This window comes from Pseudomonas sp. CFBP13508 (assembly GCF_005233515.1).
GTDB classification, from domain to species: domain Bacteria; phylum Pseudomonadota; class Gammaproteobacteria; order Pseudomonadales; family Pseudomonadaceae; genus Aquipseudomonas; species Aquipseudomonas mercuritolerans.
Map to the genome: position 1 here is coordinate 50181 of NZ_QFZZ01000011.1, position 13581 is coordinate 63761.

General features: G+C 58.6%; 13 protein-coding genes. 5 read left to right on the forward strand and 8 right to left on the reverse strand.

The features are described 5' to 3' along the window. Window positions 1-2: 2 nt before the first annotated feature. On the reverse strand, window positions 3-371 hold the full coding sequence (gene sdhD / locus PspCFBP13508_RS24650; protein WP_008049683.1) for a succinate dehydrogenase, hydrophobic membrane anchor protein: 369 nt from the start codon (window positions 369-371) through the stop codon (window positions 3-5). Next, a complete protein-coding gene (gene sdhC, locus PspCFBP13508_RS24655) occupies window positions 365-739 on the reverse strand; it encodes a succinate dehydrogenase, cytochrome b556 subunit (protein WP_016773673.1) in 375 nt (124 codons plus the stop codon). The genes sdhD and sdhC overlap by 7 nt, the downstream gene beginning before the upstream one ends. A gap of 363 nt (window positions 740-1102) precedes the next feature. Here sdhC and gltA point away from each other — a divergent pair, with 363 nt between their 5' ends. After that, window positions 1103-2392 carry a citrate synthase gene (gene gltA, locus PspCFBP13508_RS24660; protein WP_101158686.1) on the forward strand — a complete coding sequence of 430 codons (1290 nt, stop codon included), beginning with the start codon at window positions 1103-1105 and terminating at the stop codon, window positions 2390-2392. A gap of 931 nt (window positions 2393-3323) precedes the next feature. On the opposite strand, the gene PspCFBP13508_RS24665 is transcribed toward gltA, so the two are convergent. From PspCFBP13508_RS24665 to PspCFBP13508_RS24675, 3 genes are all read right to left on the reverse strand, one after another. After that, the gene (locus PspCFBP13508_RS24665) at window positions 3324-4982 is read right to left on the reverse strand and encodes a cation acetate symporter (protein ID WP_016771015.1); all 1659 of its coding nucleotides are present in this window, start codon (window positions 4980-4982) and stop codon (window positions 3324-3326) included. Beyond that, window positions 4979-5290, reverse strand: coding sequence for a DUF485 domain-containing protein (locus PspCFBP13508_RS24670; RefSeq protein ID WP_016771016.1), 312 nt, complete (start codon window positions 5288-5290; stop codon window positions 4979-4981). Before PspCFBP13508_RS24670 ends, PspCFBP13508_RS24665 begins: the two co-directional genes overlap by 4 nt. Before the next feature lie 240 nt (window positions 5291-5530). Continuing rightward, window positions 5531-6382 carry a glycine betaine ABC transporter substrate-binding protein gene (locus PspCFBP13508_RS24675; RefSeq protein ID WP_041479599.1) on the reverse strand — a complete coding sequence of 284 codons (852 nt, stop codon included), beginning with the start codon at window positions 6380-6382 and terminating at the stop codon, window positions 5531-5533. Between the two features lie 297 nt (window positions 6383-6679). Here PspCFBP13508_RS24675 and PspCFBP13508_RS24685 point away from each other — a divergent pair, with 297 nt between their 5' ends. Then, window positions 6680-8275, forward strand: coding sequence for a beta (1-6) glucans synthase (locus tag PspCFBP13508_RS24685; protein ID WP_137215971.1), 1596 nt, complete (start codon window positions 6680-6682; stop codon window positions 8273-8275). Window positions 8276-8381: 106 nt separating this feature from the next. On the opposite strand, the gene PspCFBP13508_RS24690 is transcribed toward PspCFBP13508_RS24685, so the two are convergent. Further along, entirely contained in the window at window positions 8382-8750 is a 369-nt protein-coding gene (locus tag PspCFBP13508_RS24690) for a hypothetical protein (RefSeq protein WP_137215972.1), read from the reverse strand. A 224-nt stretch (window positions 8751-8974) separates the two neighbouring features. On the opposite strand from PspCFBP13508_RS24690, the gene PspCFBP13508_RS24695 reads away from it, so the two are divergent. Next, the gene (locus PspCFBP13508_RS24695; RefSeq protein ID WP_016771020.1) at window positions 8975-10273 is read left to right on the forward strand and encodes a serine protein kinase PrkA; all 1299 of its coding nucleotides are present in this window, start codon (window positions 8975-8977) and stop codon (window positions 10271-10273) included. Further along, window positions 10266-11054 carry a VacJ family lipoprotein gene (locus tag PspCFBP13508_RS24700; protein ID WP_024012144.1) on the forward strand — a complete coding sequence of 263 codons (789 nt, stop codon included), beginning with the start codon at window positions 10266-10268 and terminating at the stop codon, window positions 11052-11054. The genes PspCFBP13508_RS24695 and PspCFBP13508_RS24700 overlap by 8 nt, the downstream gene beginning before the upstream one ends. 127 nt (window positions 11055-11181) lie before the next feature. Here PspCFBP13508_RS24700 and PspCFBP13508_RS24710 read toward each other — a convergent pair whose 3' ends face one another. Then, a complete protein-coding gene (locus PspCFBP13508_RS24710) occupies window positions 11182-12096 on the reverse strand; it encodes a DUF808 domain-containing protein (RefSeq protein ID WP_137215974.1) in 915 nt (304 codons plus the stop codon). Window positions 12097-12231: 135 nt separating this feature from the next. Between PspCFBP13508_RS24710 and PspCFBP13508_RS24715 the strand changes: the two genes are divergently transcribed. After that, window positions 12232-12840 carry a TetR/AcrR family transcriptional regulator gene (locus tag PspCFBP13508_RS24715; RefSeq protein WP_051600396.1) on the forward strand — a complete coding sequence of 203 codons (609 nt, stop codon included), beginning with the start codon at window positions 12232-12234 and terminating at the stop codon, window positions 12838-12840. A 102-nt stretch (window positions 12841-12942) separates the two neighbouring features. On the opposite strand, the gene PspCFBP13508_RS24720 is transcribed toward PspCFBP13508_RS24715, so the two are convergent. Further along, entirely contained in the window at window positions 12943-13401 is a 459-nt protein-coding gene (locus PspCFBP13508_RS24720; protein ID WP_137215976.1) for a transposase, read from the reverse strand. Window positions 13402-13581 lie beyond the last annotated feature (180 nt).

Here is a 13581-nt window from a genome sequence, read left to right on the forward strand (position 1 = left end):
AATCAGATACCCCAGAGAATCTGCACACCCCAGACGAAGTAAGCGAACATCGCAACGCCGCATACTGCCTGGAAAAGGAAACGTATCGCCGTTGCGGACTTGCCGAACGCCATTGGCGTCAGGTAGTCGGTCGCGATGGTCCACATGCCGACCCAGGCGTGAGCGCCCAGAGCAACAAGGGCCAGCAGGCTGAAAATACGCATTCCGTTGTGAGCGAACAGTTCATGCCACTGGGCATACTCGAGGCCGGGATTGGCGACGATGTATCCGATCAGAAAGATGAAGTAAGCCGCGAGAACGACCGCAGACACACGCTGTGCCATCCAGTCATAGAGGCCCGAACGCGACAGGTTAGTGACGTTAGTTACCATATCCAGACTCCTGCCAGAACGATTACCACCACGGAAACGGCGATAACGATTTTCGAGCCCAGTTTGCCGCCTTCCAGCGTCTCACCGATGCCCATGTCCATGATCAAGTGGCGCACACCGGCTACCAGGTGATACAGCAGAGCGGACAGGATGCCCCAAATCACTAGCTTGGCTAGCGGACTGGTCAGACACGCTTTCACCTGACCGAAGCCTTCCTCGGAGCTCAGCGACTTGTCCAATGCGTAAAGCATGATGGCAAGGCACACGAAGAGGATGACACCGGAGATACGGTGAAGAATGGACGTGTAAGCAGTGACTGGGAGTTTGATGGTCCTTAGGTCTAGGTTTACAGGTCGTTGGCTTTTCACGGCTTTTTTTTCACACTGAAGAGCCCCTAACAATCAGGGCAAAGTTGTTGGGGAGTGCACTGGTCAGGTAACCACCACCCAGGGATGCGACCCCCAATGAAAGCAAGCCCAAAAGCCCTTGGCGGTCGGTGGCCGAGTATAGACAGTTAGGCTACTAATGACAACGCGTTCACCTACCCCCAATAGCGGATTGCACAAGTTGCATAAAAGGCGTAAATGGCAGGCAATTTCGAGGAAAAAGTCGGCTTAAAGCCTTCTGGAGCAAGACTTTAGGCAAATTGACATTCGAATTTATCTCACTATAGTGGTGCGGGCCCTGCGTGGGGGGTCTGTCTGATGGTTCAAGCATAAATAGGAGGCCACATGGCTGACAAAAAAGCGCAGTTGATCATCGAGGGCGCAGCCCCCGTCGAGCTGCCCATTTTAACCGGCACCGTTGGTCCCGATGTAATCGATGTTCGGGGCCTGACGGCCACGGGCCGCTTCACTTTCGACCCGGGTTTCATGTCGACCGCTTCGTGCGAATCGAAAATTACCTATATCGACGGCGACAACGGCATTTTGTTGCACCGCGGCTACCCGATCGAACAGCTGGCTGAAAAGTCGGACTACCTGGAAACCTGCTACCTGCTGCTCAACGGCGAATTGCCGACCGCAGAACAGAAGGCCCAGTTCGTCAGCACCGTGAAAAACCACACCATGGTTCACGAGCAGCTGAAAACCTTCTTCAACGGTTTCCGTCGCGACGCCCACCCGATGGCCGTCATGTGCGGTGTAGTCGGCGCCCTCTCGGCCTTCTACCACGACTCCCTGGACATCAATAACCCGCAGCATCGCGAAATCTCCGCGATCCGTCTGGTTGCGAAGATGCCGACCCTGGCAGCGATGGTTTACAAGTACTCCATGGGCCAACCCATGATGTACCCGCGCAACGACCTGACGTACGCGGAAAACTTCCTGCACATGATGTTCAACACCCCGTGCGAGATCAAACCGATCAGCCCGGTACTCGCCAAGGCCATGGACCGGATCTTCATCCTCCACGCCGACCACGAGCAGAACGCTTCGACCTCCACCGTGCGTCTGGCCGGCTCTTCGGGTGCCAACCCGTTCGCCTGTATCGCCGCCGGTATCGCCGCACTGTGGGGCCCTGCCCACGGCGGCGCGAACGAAGCCGTGCTGACCATGCTCGACGAGATTGGCGATGTGTCGAACATCGACAAGTTCATCGCCAAGGCCAAGGACAAGAACGATCCGTTCAAGTTGATGGGCTTCGGTCACCGCGTCTACAAGAACCGCGACCCGCGCGCGACTGTCATGAAGCAGACCTGCGATGAAGTGTTGAAGGAACTGGGCATCAACAACGATCCGCAACTCGAACTGGCCATGCGCCTGGAAGAGATCGCCCTGACCGACCCGTACTTCATCGAGCGCTCGCTGTACCCGAACGTCGACTTCTACTCGGGGATCATCCTCAAGGCGATCGGCATTCCAACCAGCATGTTCACGGTGATTTTCGCCCTGGCACGTACCGTGGGCTGGATTTCGCACTGGAAGGAAATGCTCTCGAGCCCGTACAAGATTGGCCGTCCGCGCCAGCTGTACACCGGTTACGAGTCGCGTGACATTACTTCGCTGGAAGATCGCAAATAAGGTTTTTTCTTTTTGTGATGGTTTAGTGGTGTGTCAGGAACGGCCTCTTATATAGAGGCCGTTTTTGTTTGGTTTGCCCTCCAGAATTCTGAGCATATCCGTTGCTGCGGTAACGGCTTCTTATGGTTTCGCTCTTACAGCGAGTCACCTTTTCCAAACGCCGGAGTGCCGGCCCAGCGAAAAGGTAACCCAAAAGGCTTTGCCCCGGCGTACGGCCCGCTCGCTAAAGCTCGGGGTACCTTCGTTACGGGACCGATCCGGGCGCAGCCTGCCGAAGGGGCAAAAGATCAAAAGCCAGATCAAGAGCCAGATCAAAATCAAGAGCCAGATCAAAATCAAAAGCCAGAGCAAAATCAAAAGCCCCTCACCCTAGCCCTCTCCCGAAGGGAGAGGGGACTGACCGAGGTGTTTGGAGGCATACGCCGACATGCAATATCGAGTTGAACTCAGACTTTGAAATGCCCACAAATCGGCTCCCTCTCCCTTCGGGAGAGGGCTGGGGTGAGGGGCGAATCCAACGCAGATCCAAAGCAGACCACACGCTATTCACCACTCAACAATGAGCGTTAGCTCGCGTGCTTTTGATCTTGACTCACCGGCGACGTCGGAAGGCTGAGCGGAGGGATTGATCCGGGCGTGGGAGCGCAGCGACCGTCTGGCGCAGCCAGACACAGCAGAAGGAGGTGCAGCGAAGCAAACCGGAGCCGCTGCGCCCGGATCGATCCCGCAGCGAAGGGACCCGAGCCTGCGAGGGCCGTACGTAGGAGCAAGCGTTTTTTTGCTTACTTTTTTTAGGCGTTTGTAAAAAAAGTGAGTCGCCGTCAGGCGAAACCGCCAGAAGCAACACCCGTAGCAACGGATATTAACCCAAAACCAAAACGCCCCGATCTCTCAACCAGGGCGTTTTCTCAATCAAAACTACAAGCAAAGATTAGTGCGAAACCGCCCCACTCGCCCCCAACCCGGTCTGCGAACGCACAAACTGCGGGAAGAACAGCGCCCGCTCATTGTCCGCAGCCGCCGACTTGTCAGTAATCGAGAAGAACCAGATCCCGATGAACGCAATCATCATCGAGAATAGCGCCGGATACTCGTAAGGGAAGATCGCCTTCTCGTGATGCAGAATCTGCACCCAGATGGTCGGGCCGAGGATCATCAGACCAACAGCACTCACCAGACCGAGCCAGCCGCCGATCATAGCGCCGCGAGTGGTGAGCTTCTTCCAGTACATCGAAAGCAGCAGTACCGGGAAGTTGCAGCTCGCCGCGATGGAGAACGCCAGGCCGACCATGAACGCGATGTTCTGGCTTTCGAACAGAATGCCCAGACCAATCGCCAGCACTGCCAGGGCGATGGTGGTGATCTTCGACACGCGAATCTCATCCTTCTCGTTGGCTTTGCCCTTCTTGATCACACTGGCGTACAGGTCGTGAGAAACCGCCGAAGCACCCGCCAGCGTCAGACCGGCTACCACAGCCAGAATGGTTGCGAACGCCACTGCCGAGATGAAGCCAAGGAAGATGCTGCCGCCCACCGCGTTGGCCAGGTGCACCGCCGCCATGTTGTTGCCGCCGAGCAAGGCGCCCGCTGCATCTTTGAAGGCCGGATTGGTGCTGACCAGCAGGATCGCGCCGAAGCCGATGATGAAGGTCAGGATGTAGAAGTAGCCAATGAAGCCGGTAGCGTACAGCACGCTCTTGCGCGCTTCCTTGGCGTCACTCACGGTGAAGAAGCGCATCAGAATGTGCGGCAGGCCAGCGGTACCGAACATCAGTGCCAGACCCAGCGAGAATGCCGAGATCGGATCCTTGACCAGACCGCCAGGGCTCATGATCGCTTCGCCCTTGGCGTGAACCTTGATCGCTTCGGAGAACAGCGTGTTGAAGTCAAAGCCCACGTGCTTCATCACCATCAGCGCCATGAACGAGGCACCGGACAGCAGCAACACTGCCTTGATGATCTGCACCCAAGTGGTCGCGAGCATGCCGCCAAACAGCACGTACATGCACATCAGCACACCGACCAGAATCACCGCAACGTGGTAATCGAGGCCGAACAGCAGCTGGATCAGCTTGCCGGCACCGACCATTTGCGCGATCAGGTAGAACGCCACCACCACCAGCGAACCGCAGGCGGACAGGGTGCGAATCTGGGTTTGCCCGAGGCGGTAGGACGCCACGTCGGCAAAGGTGTATTTACCCAGGTTGCGCAGGCGTTCGGCGATCAGGAACAGAATGATCGGCCAGCCGACGAGGAAGCCGATCGAGTAGATCAAGCCGTCGTAGCCCGAGGTGAACACCAGCGCGGAAATGCCCAGGAAGGACGCCGCCGACATGTAGTCGCCAGCGATCGCCAGGCCGTTCTGGAAACCGGTGATCTTGCCGCCCGCCGCATAATAATCGGCGGCCGAGTTGTTTTTCTTCGAAGCCCAGTAAGTGATGTACAACGTCGCGCCGACGAAGGCCACGAACATCAGGATCGCCGGGATGTTCAGCGGCTGTTTGGCCACCTCCCCCGTCAACGCGTCAGCCGCCCAGACACTCGGCGCGAAAGCCGCAACGCTCAATAGAGCCAGTAGACGCCGGATCATTGCTGAGCCTCCTTGAGAATCGCATTGTTCAGGTCGTCGAACTCGCCATTGGCGCGGCGCACGTAGATGCCGGTCAGGACGAAGGCTGAAATGATCAGGCCGACACCGATCGGGATGCCCCAGGTGATCGAGGATTCAGGACTGAGTTTCGCCCCGAGCACGTGCGGCCCGTATGCGATCAGCAGGATGAATGCGGAGTACAGCCCAAGCATGATTGCCGAGAGAATCCAGGCGAATCGTTCCCTTTTCTGAACCAGCTCCTTGAATCGGGGACTGTTTTGAATCGAGAGGTAAATGCTGTCGTTCATTGTTTTTATCCTCGCAGCACAAATTATTGTTGGAACGTAGCTAATGTATGCGGCTGCGAGAGAGGTTCCAGACGACCTTAGTAGTAGATGGCCATGATGTTTTGGCCATTTTCCGGTACTCAGAAAAAAACTGTGGGAGCGAGCCTGCTCGCGAAGGCGTCCTATCGGTCGATATCGCATCAACTGACAGATTGCATTCGCGAGCAGGCTCGCTCCCACGGGGGTGTGGCGGTGTTTAAATTACTTGGTCCAGTCAGCTACACGATCCGGGTGTTTGGCCACCCAGTCCTTGGCCGCTGCATCAGGCTTGGCACCGTCCTGAATCGCCAGCATGACTTCGCCGATTTCGTCTTTCGACGCCCACTGGAAGTTTTTCAGGAACTTGGCCACTTCCGGCGCCTTGGCGTCCAGGCCTTTGCTGCCGATGCTGTTCACGGTTTCAGCCTGGCCATACACACCTTTCGGGTCGTCGAGGAAGCGCAGCTTCCACTTGGCGAACATCCAGTGCGGCACCCAACCGGTGACAGCGATGGATTCGTTCTTCTTCTCGGCGCGGGTCAGCTCGGCAATCATGCCGGCGCCGGAACTGGCCTTGAGGCTGTACTTGTCCAGACCGTAATCCTTGATCGCCTGATCGGTCTTGAGCATTACGCCTGAACCGGCGTCGATGCCGACAATGCGGTTTTTGAAGGTGTCGTCGGTTTTCAGGTCTTCGATCGATTTGGCTTTGACGTACTCCGGCACGATCAGGCCAATCTTCGCGTCCTTGAAGTTCGGGCCGTAATCGACGACCTGATCCTTGTTTTTCGTCCAGTAGTCACCGTGGGTCACGGGCAGCCAGGCCGAGAGCATCGCATCGAGTTTGCCGGTGGCCACGCCCTGCCACATGATCCCGGTGGCGACGGCCTGCAGCTTCACGTCATAACCGAGTTTCTGTTTGATCACTTCGGCCGCCACGTGAGTGGTCGCGACGCTGTCGGACCAGCCGTCAACGTAACCGATGTTCAGGGTCTGTTTTTCAGCGTTGGCGAAAGTGGAACTCATCGCAAGCGCCAGAGCGGCACCTGCGCCTAAAAGTCGTCGCATCTTCATCGTTTACTTCCCCGAAATGCTGCGCCCGACGGATGCCGGGCATCGTCAACGTATTGTTATGGTGCACAGCGCCCCCATCACGCCGGACCTCACACACCGAACATCAGCCGATTTTTCAAAAAGGGTACTGATGGTTTGATCATCAACCTCAAGCGGCCGGCGACCTGCTCTGTCAGCGACCTCAAGGCAGCGAGAAACGACATCAGAAAGCCATTAATCAAGCGCGATTAATTGACGCCAGACAATCCGCCCGAACTTTGCATGTACAACGCCTACAAGCCACCAGCCCTTCTATAAATGCAGGTAACATGCGTCGCTTTGCAGCCACTCGGCCTGACCATGTCCGCAACGTACCGATTTCCTTTTCTGCCTTATCTGTTCGCCTGCCTGCTCGGGCTCCTGGCCCTTGGCGGTTTCTGGTATGGCCTCGGCCAACCGGTGATCCTGCCGGACGCCGCGACGCCGACGCACAAGTTGCAATGCGCCTCCTACACACCGTTCGACAAAGACCAATCGCCGTTCGACGTGCCGTTCAAATTGCGCCCCGAGCGCATGGACGCCGACCTCGCGCTGCTGGCGACGCGCTTTGAATGCATCCGCACCTACTCGATGACCGGGCTCGAAGCCCTGCCCGATCTGGCGCGCAAACACGGTCTGAAGTTGATGATCGGCGCCTGGGTCAACAGCAACCCGATCGACACCGAGCAGGAAGTCGAGCTGCTGATCAAATCGGCCAATGCCAACCCCGACGTGGTCACAGCCGTAATCGTCGGCAACGAAGCGCTGCTGCGCAAAGAGGTCACCGGCGCGCAACTGGCCCGGCTGATCAACAAGGTCAAAAGCCAGGTCAAGCAACCGGTGACCTACGCCGATGTCTGGGAATTCTGGCTCAAGCATCCGGAAATCGCCCCGGCCGTGGACTTTCTGACCATTCACCTGCTGCCGTACTGGGAAGACGATCCGTCGAACATCGACGTGGCGCTGCAGCATGTGGCGGATGTGCGTCAGGTGTTCGGCAACAAGTTCGCGCCCAAAGACGTGATGATTGGCGAAACCGGCTGGCCGAGCGAAGGCCGTCAGCGTGAAACAGCCGTACCGAGCCGGGTCAACGAGGCAAAATTCATTCGTGGTTTCGTGACGATGGCCGAGCAGGAAGGCTGGCGCTACAACCTGATCGAAGCCTTCGACCAGCCGTGGAAACGCGGCAGTGAAGGCGCGGTCGGTGGTTATTGGGGCCTGTTCGATGCCGATCGCCAGGACAAGGGCGTGCTCGCCGGGCCGGTGAGCAATGTGCCGTACTGGAAAGAGTGGCTGGCGGTCGGTGGCTTGATCTTCTTCGGCACGCTGATCCTTGGCGGTGCCGTTCGCAGCACTCGTTCGGCGCTGCTGCTGCCGCTGCTTGGCGCCGTTGCTGCTTGCTCGATTGGCGCCTGGGGCGATCTGGCGCGGCTGACCACGCGCTTTGCCGGTGAATGGCTGTGGGTCGGTTTGCTCACCGGGTTGAATTTGCTGGTGCTCGCGCATGCCGCGCTGACGTTGAGTGCACGCAGCGGTTGGCGTTCGCGCGCGTTCGATTTCCTTGAGCGTCGCGCCGGGTGGCTGGTCGCAGCCGCCGGTTTTGCCGCGGCGGTGATGATGCTGGAGATGGTCTTCGATCCGCGCTATCGCAGTTTCGCCAGCATGGCGTTCGTGCTGCCGGCGTTGGTCTACCTGTGCCGTCCGGTAAGCGTGCCGCGCCGGGAGATTGCTCTGCTGACCTTTATCGTCGGTGCGGGGATTGCACCGCAGTTGTATCAGGAAGGGATGCTGAATCAGCAGGCCTGGGGCTGGGCGTTGGTGAGTGGATTGATGGTGGTGGCGTTGTGGCGCTGCCTGCGGGTTCGCAACCTCTGATCATCAGAGCGGTTCAGGCCTCTTCGCGAGCAGGCTCGCTCCCACATTGGATCTGTGGCGTTCACAAATCCCCTGTGGGAGCGGGCTTGCCCGCGATGACTGACTGTCAGGCGCTGCGGGACTCGCGGACCAGGCGCAACCCGGCAATCACCACCGCAAACACCGCCAACGTCGTGTTGTACAACGCCAGCGCCGGCAGGCCGAACACCAGCGCCAGCACCGCCAGCCACCACCCTGCCCGTCCCGGCACGACAAACGCCAATGCCGCCGTGCCCACCGCCGCCCAGCCCAACACCTTGAAATGGATCATCAGCCCCAGATTCGCACGCACCACGCATTCCCAACGACTGGCCTCGTCAACGCAGATGCCCACCCACTGCCCGTCTTCCATGAAGCCATAGCGCGCGGCATAGCTGGCGGCCAGCCACAGCGGCAACAAAACGAGCAGCGCAATCACGGGCAAGCGGCGGGACATGGAGCACTCCAATCTGCGGAAATCGGCGGCCAGCTTAATCTGCCGACCGGCATTCGCAAGCACTAACAACTGTTAACTGTTCAGCGAGCCCTTGCAACGTGTATCGTCCAGCTACTATTACCCCGAATTCCGCCTGTTTGGTGCCGCAGCATGGCACTTTGGCGCACGGCCGGTGGTCATAGCCTGCGAACTTCAATCGGCACCTTCCTCTAAGGGATCTAGTCATGCTCCGTTCCTTGCGCTTCGCCGCGCTGTTCAGCGGCCTTATCTTGAGTGCGTCCGCGCTGGCGGTGGATATCGACGCCGCCAGCTATGGCTACCCGCTGACCAACCCGTTCGAGGCGACGATCGCCACGACCCCACCGGACCTGCGTCCGGAGTTGCCGCTGGACGACGACATCAATCAAACGGACCGCAGCCTCACCCTGCGCCCGGAGCGTGAATTCCAGCTGCCGGACAATTTCTGGGCAGTGAAGAAGCTCACTTACCGCATCGCCACGCAGGACAAACCGGCGCCGCTGATCTTCCTTATCGCCGGCACCGGCGCGCGCTTTGACAGCACGCTCAACGAATACCTGAAAAAGCTTTACTACAAGGCCGGCTACCACGTCGTGCAACTGTCGTCGCCGACCAGCTTCGACTTCATCAGCGCCGCTTCGCGTTTCGCCACCCCGGGCGTTACCAAGGAAGACGCCGAAGACATGTACCGGGTGATGCAGGCCGTGCGGGCGCAGAACCCGAAACTGCCGGTCACCGAGTACTATCTGACCGGCTACAGCCTCGGCGCCCTTGATGCCGCGTTCGTCGCGCATCTGGACGAGACGCGCCGCAGCTTCAACTTCAAGAAAGTCCTGTTGCTGAACCCGCCGGTCAACCTCTATACCTCGGTGACCAACCTCGACAAGCTGGTACAGACCGAGGTGAAAGGCATCAACAACAGCACCACCTTCTATGAACTGGTACTGAGCAAGCTGACCCGCTACTTCCAGCAGAAAGGCTACATCGACCTCAACGATGCGCTGCTGTATGACTTCCAGCAGTCCAAGCAGCACCTGACCAACGAACAGATGGCCATGCTGATTGGCACGTCGTTCCGCTTCTCGGCAGCCGATATTGCCTACACCTCGGACCTGGTCAACCGTCGCGGCCTGATCACCCCGCCGAAATTCCCGATCACCGAAGGCACCAGCCTCACGCCGTTCCTCAAGCGTGCGCTGCAATGCGATTTCGACTGCTACATCACCGAGCAGGTTATTCCGATGTGGCGCGCGCGCACTGATGGCGGCAGCCTGCTGCAACTGATCGATCAGGTCAGCCTGTATGCGCTCAAGGATTACCTGCACGACAGCCCGAAAATCGCCGTGATGCACAACGCCGACGACGTCATCCTCGGCCCTGGCGACCTGGGCTTCCTGCGTAAAACCTTCGGTGATCGCCTGACCGTTTATCCACTGGGTGGCCACTGCGGCAACCTTAACTACCGCGTCAACAGCGACGCCATGCTGGAGTTCTTCCGTGGCTAAATATCTCCTGCTGATTGCAGCGTTCCTCTGTGCAGGCGTGGCCCAGGCCGACAACAGTAAAGCCGATGCCCCGGTAGTGGTCGACAGCGACGGCTTCAAGGAACCGCTGACCAAACTCAAGTTCAACCCGGGCCTGGACCAGCGCGAGTTCGAACGTTCGACGCTCAACGCGCTGAACGTCTATGACCCGCTGGAATCGTGGAACCGCCGGGTCTACCACTTCAACTATCGCTTCGACCAGTGGGTGTTCCTGCCGGTAGTCGATGGCTATCGCTACATCACGCCAAGCTTTGTGCGTACCGGGGTGAGCAACTTCTTCAACAACATTGGCGACGTGCCGAACCTGGTCAACAGCCTGTTGCAGTTCAAGGGCCAGCGCTCGATGGAAACCACCGCGCGCCTGCTGCTCAACACCACGATCGGCATCGCCGGCCTGTGGGACCCGGCCACCGCCATGGGCCTGCCGCGCCAGAACGAAGACTTCGGTCAGACGCTGGGCTTCTACGGCGTACCAGGCGGCGCCTACTTCGTACTGCCGATCTTCGGCCCGTCGAACATCCGCGACACCGCAGGTCTGGCCGTGGATTACACCGCCGACACTGCGATCAACTTCCTCAACGTCGCGGAAGTCAGCTCCAACCATCCGGAAGTCTGGGCCTTGCGTGCAATCGACAAGCGCTACCAGACCAGCTTCCGCTACGGCCAGATGAACTCGCCGTTCGAGTACGAGAAAGTGCGGTACGTGTATACCGAGGCGCGCAAGTTGCAGATTGCCGAGTAAATCGGCTGCCGCAAAACACTGTGGGAGCGAGCCTGCTCGCGAACGCGGAGTTTCAGTCAACATCGATATTGACTGAACTACCGCATTCGCGAGCAGGCTCGCTCCCACACTTGTTATGTGTTGCTGATTAACCCTTCAGCGCTTTCCAGAGCTTGCCTACGACCGAAACCACCGCCAACACCGCTGCGCCAGCAATAATCCCCGCAACACCATTGAGCAGCATCGGCACGGCGAACCCGGCGCTCCCTGCCGCTGCGCCGACGCCTTCGATCCAGTGATGCAGCACCGGCACGCCATGGGTGAGGATGCCGCCGCCGACCAGGAACATCGCTGCCGTGCCAACCACCGACAGGGTTTTCATCATGTACGGCGCGGCGCTGAGAATGCCGCCGCCGATCCTTTTCGCCATCTGCCCGGGTTTCTGTGTCAGCCACAGACCCAGGTCGTCGAGTTTGACGATGCCCGCCACCAAACCGTAAACGCCGACGGTCATGACGATGGCGATGCCGGACATGACCACCACTTGCTGAGTCAGTGAGGCATCTGCCACGGTGCCGAGGGTGATGGCGATGATTTCTGCCGAGAGAATGAAGTCAGTGCGGATCGCGCCTTTGATCTTGTCCTTTTCGTAAGCCACCAGATCAGTGGCCGGGTCGGCCACAGCCTCGGTCAACTGCGCATGACCGGCCTCGTCTTCCTCTTTGCTGTGCAAGAACTTGTGCGCGAGCTTCTCGAAACCCTCGAAACACAGGTACGCACCGCCGACCATCAACAGCGGCGTCACCAGCCACGGTACGAAAGCACTGATTGCCAGTGCCGACGGCACGAGGATCAGTTTGTTGACGAACGAACCCTTGGCCACCGCCCAGACCACGGGAATTTCCCGCTCGGCGCGTACACCCGAAACCTGCTGGGCGTTGAGCGCCAAGTCGTCACCGAGCACGCCGGCAGTCTTCTTCGCGGCCATTTTCGTCATCAATGCAACGTCATCCAGAACGGTGGCGATGTCATCGATCAGCACCAGCAAACTGCTTCCTGCCATGAATCCTGTTTCCTTCTGTGTATGAATGTTGCCAAGCATAACGCGACCGCCGGCCACAGGCTGCATTGTTGAGCGCCGCTCAAGGCCGGTGCTACCATGCGCCACCGCCAGAACAGGCAAGGAACCACCGGGTTTATGAGCACAATCCGCGAGCGTAACAAAGAACTGATCCTGCGCGCCGCCAGCGAAGAGTTTGCCGACAAGGGCTTCGCGGCGACCAAAACCAGCGACATCGCCGCCAAGGCGGGATTGCCCAAGCCCAACGTCTACTACTACTTCAAATCCAAGGAAAACCTCTATCGCGAGGTGCTGGAAAGCATCATCGAGCCGATTCTGCAGGCCTCGACCCCGTTCAACCCGGACGGCGTGCCGAGCGAGGTGCTGAGCGGCTACATCCGCTCGAAGATCCGCATCTCCCGCGACCTGCCCTACGCCTCCAAGGTGTTCGCCAGCGAAATCATGCACGGCGCCCCGCACCTGAGCGCCGACCTGGTCGAGCAGCTCAACGCCCAGGCCAAACACAACATCGCCTGCATCCAGAGCTGGATCGACCGCGGCCAGATCGCCCCGATCGACCCCAACCACCTGATGTTCAGCATCTGGGCCGCGACCCAGACCTATGCCGACTTCGACTGGCAGATTTCCGCGGTGACCGGAAAGGACAAGCTCGATGAAGCCGATTATGAAGCGGCCGCGCAGACGATCATCCGGTTGGTGTTGAAGGGGTGTGAGCCGGATCAGTGAGATCGGGGGAACCGCTTCGCGAGCAGGCTCGCTCCCACATTTGGAATGCATTCCCCTGTGGGAGCGAGCCTGCTCGCGAATGGCCGCACCGCAGATCTCAACTCATAACCAGATCGAATCCCACAACGGATAGTCGCCAAGGCTTTTGACCAGCCCTGCCCGCAATGGGTTGGCAATGACATACCGAGCCATCTTCACCAGATTCTCCTCTTTACGCAGTGCACGGTCATGGAAGCCAGGTTGCCAAAGGCTGTTCTTTCGACCGGTCGAAAGCTTTACCGCTTTGGTGCTGAGGGATTTGGTTCGCTGCATCAATTCGCCGAGCGAGCCACTCTTCAATTCAATCAGCCAGTGAAAGTGATCTGGCATTACGACCCAAGCCAGAGAATTGGCCAATCCCGTTTCCTCAACTGCCCGGAATTGGCTTACAAGCATTCTGCCAAGGAAGAAATCGCTGAATACGGGTTCTCTCCCGGCGGTATTGGCGGTCAGAAGGTAAATGCGGTTGTGTTCTGAATAGCGTCCGATGCGTAAGCGATGTGAAGCAGATAAACCCGGCATTCCGTTGCCTTCTCATAGGTTGATCATGAGAAGGCTAGCCGTGGAGATCGCAAAGGGAGCGTCAGACTTTTAGCAAGATGTGTAGCGCAGATCCTATTCGCGAGCAGGCTCGCTCCCACAGGGGCTTTCGAACACTCGAACACTTTGTGTCCAACCCAAACTCAATGTGGGAGCGAGCCT

What these genes read in the sequence shown, in the direction of transcription:
- PspCFBP13508_RS24690 (WP_137215972.1), bottom strand. Translation starts at nt 8,750, where the DNA reads ATGTCCCGCCGCTTGCCCGTGATTGCGCTGCTCGTTTTGTTGCCGCTG.
- gltA (WP_101158686.1), top strand. Translation starts at nt 1,103, where the DNA reads ATGGCTGACAAAAAAGCGCAGTTGATCATCGAGGGCGCAGCCCCCGTC.
- PspCFBP13508_RS24720 (WP_137215976.1), bottom strand. Translation starts at nt 13,401, where the DNA reads ATGCCGGGTTTATCTGCTTCACATCGCTTACGCATCGGACGCTATTCA.
- sdhD (WP_008049683.1), bottom strand. Translation starts at nt 371, where the DNA reads ATGGTAACTAACGTCACTAACCTGTCGCGTTCGGGCCTCTATGACTGG.
- PspCFBP13508_RS24675 (WP_041479599.1), bottom strand. Translation starts at nt 6,382, where the DNA reads ATGAAGATGCGACGACTTTTAGGCGCAGGTGCCGCTCTGGCGCTTGCG.
- PspCFBP13508_RS24695 (WP_016771020.1), top strand. Translation starts at nt 8,975, where the DNA reads ATGCTCCGTTCCTTGCGCTTCGCCGCGCTGTTCAGCGGCCTTATCTTG.
- PspCFBP13508_RS24685 (WP_137215971.1), top strand. Translation starts at nt 6,680, where the DNA reads ATGCAGGTAACATGCGTCGCTTTGCAGCCACTCGGCCTGACCATGTCC.
- PspCFBP13508_RS24670 (WP_016771016.1), bottom strand. Translation starts at nt 5,290, where the DNA reads ATGAACGACAGCATTTACCTCTCGATTCAAAACAGTCCCCGATTCAAG.
- PspCFBP13508_RS24715 (WP_051600396.1), top strand. Translation starts at nt 12,232, where the DNA reads ATGAGCACAATCCGCGAGCGTAACAAAGAACTGATCCTGCGCGCCGCC.
- PspCFBP13508_RS24665 (WP_016771015.1), bottom strand. Translation starts at nt 4,982, where the DNA reads ATGATCCGGCGTCTACTGGCTCTATTGAGCGTTGCGGCTTTCGCGCCG.
- PspCFBP13508_RS24710 (WP_137215974.1), bottom strand. Translation starts at nt 12,096, where the DNA reads ATGGCAGGAAGCAGTTTGCTGGTGCTGATCGATGACATCGCCACCGTT.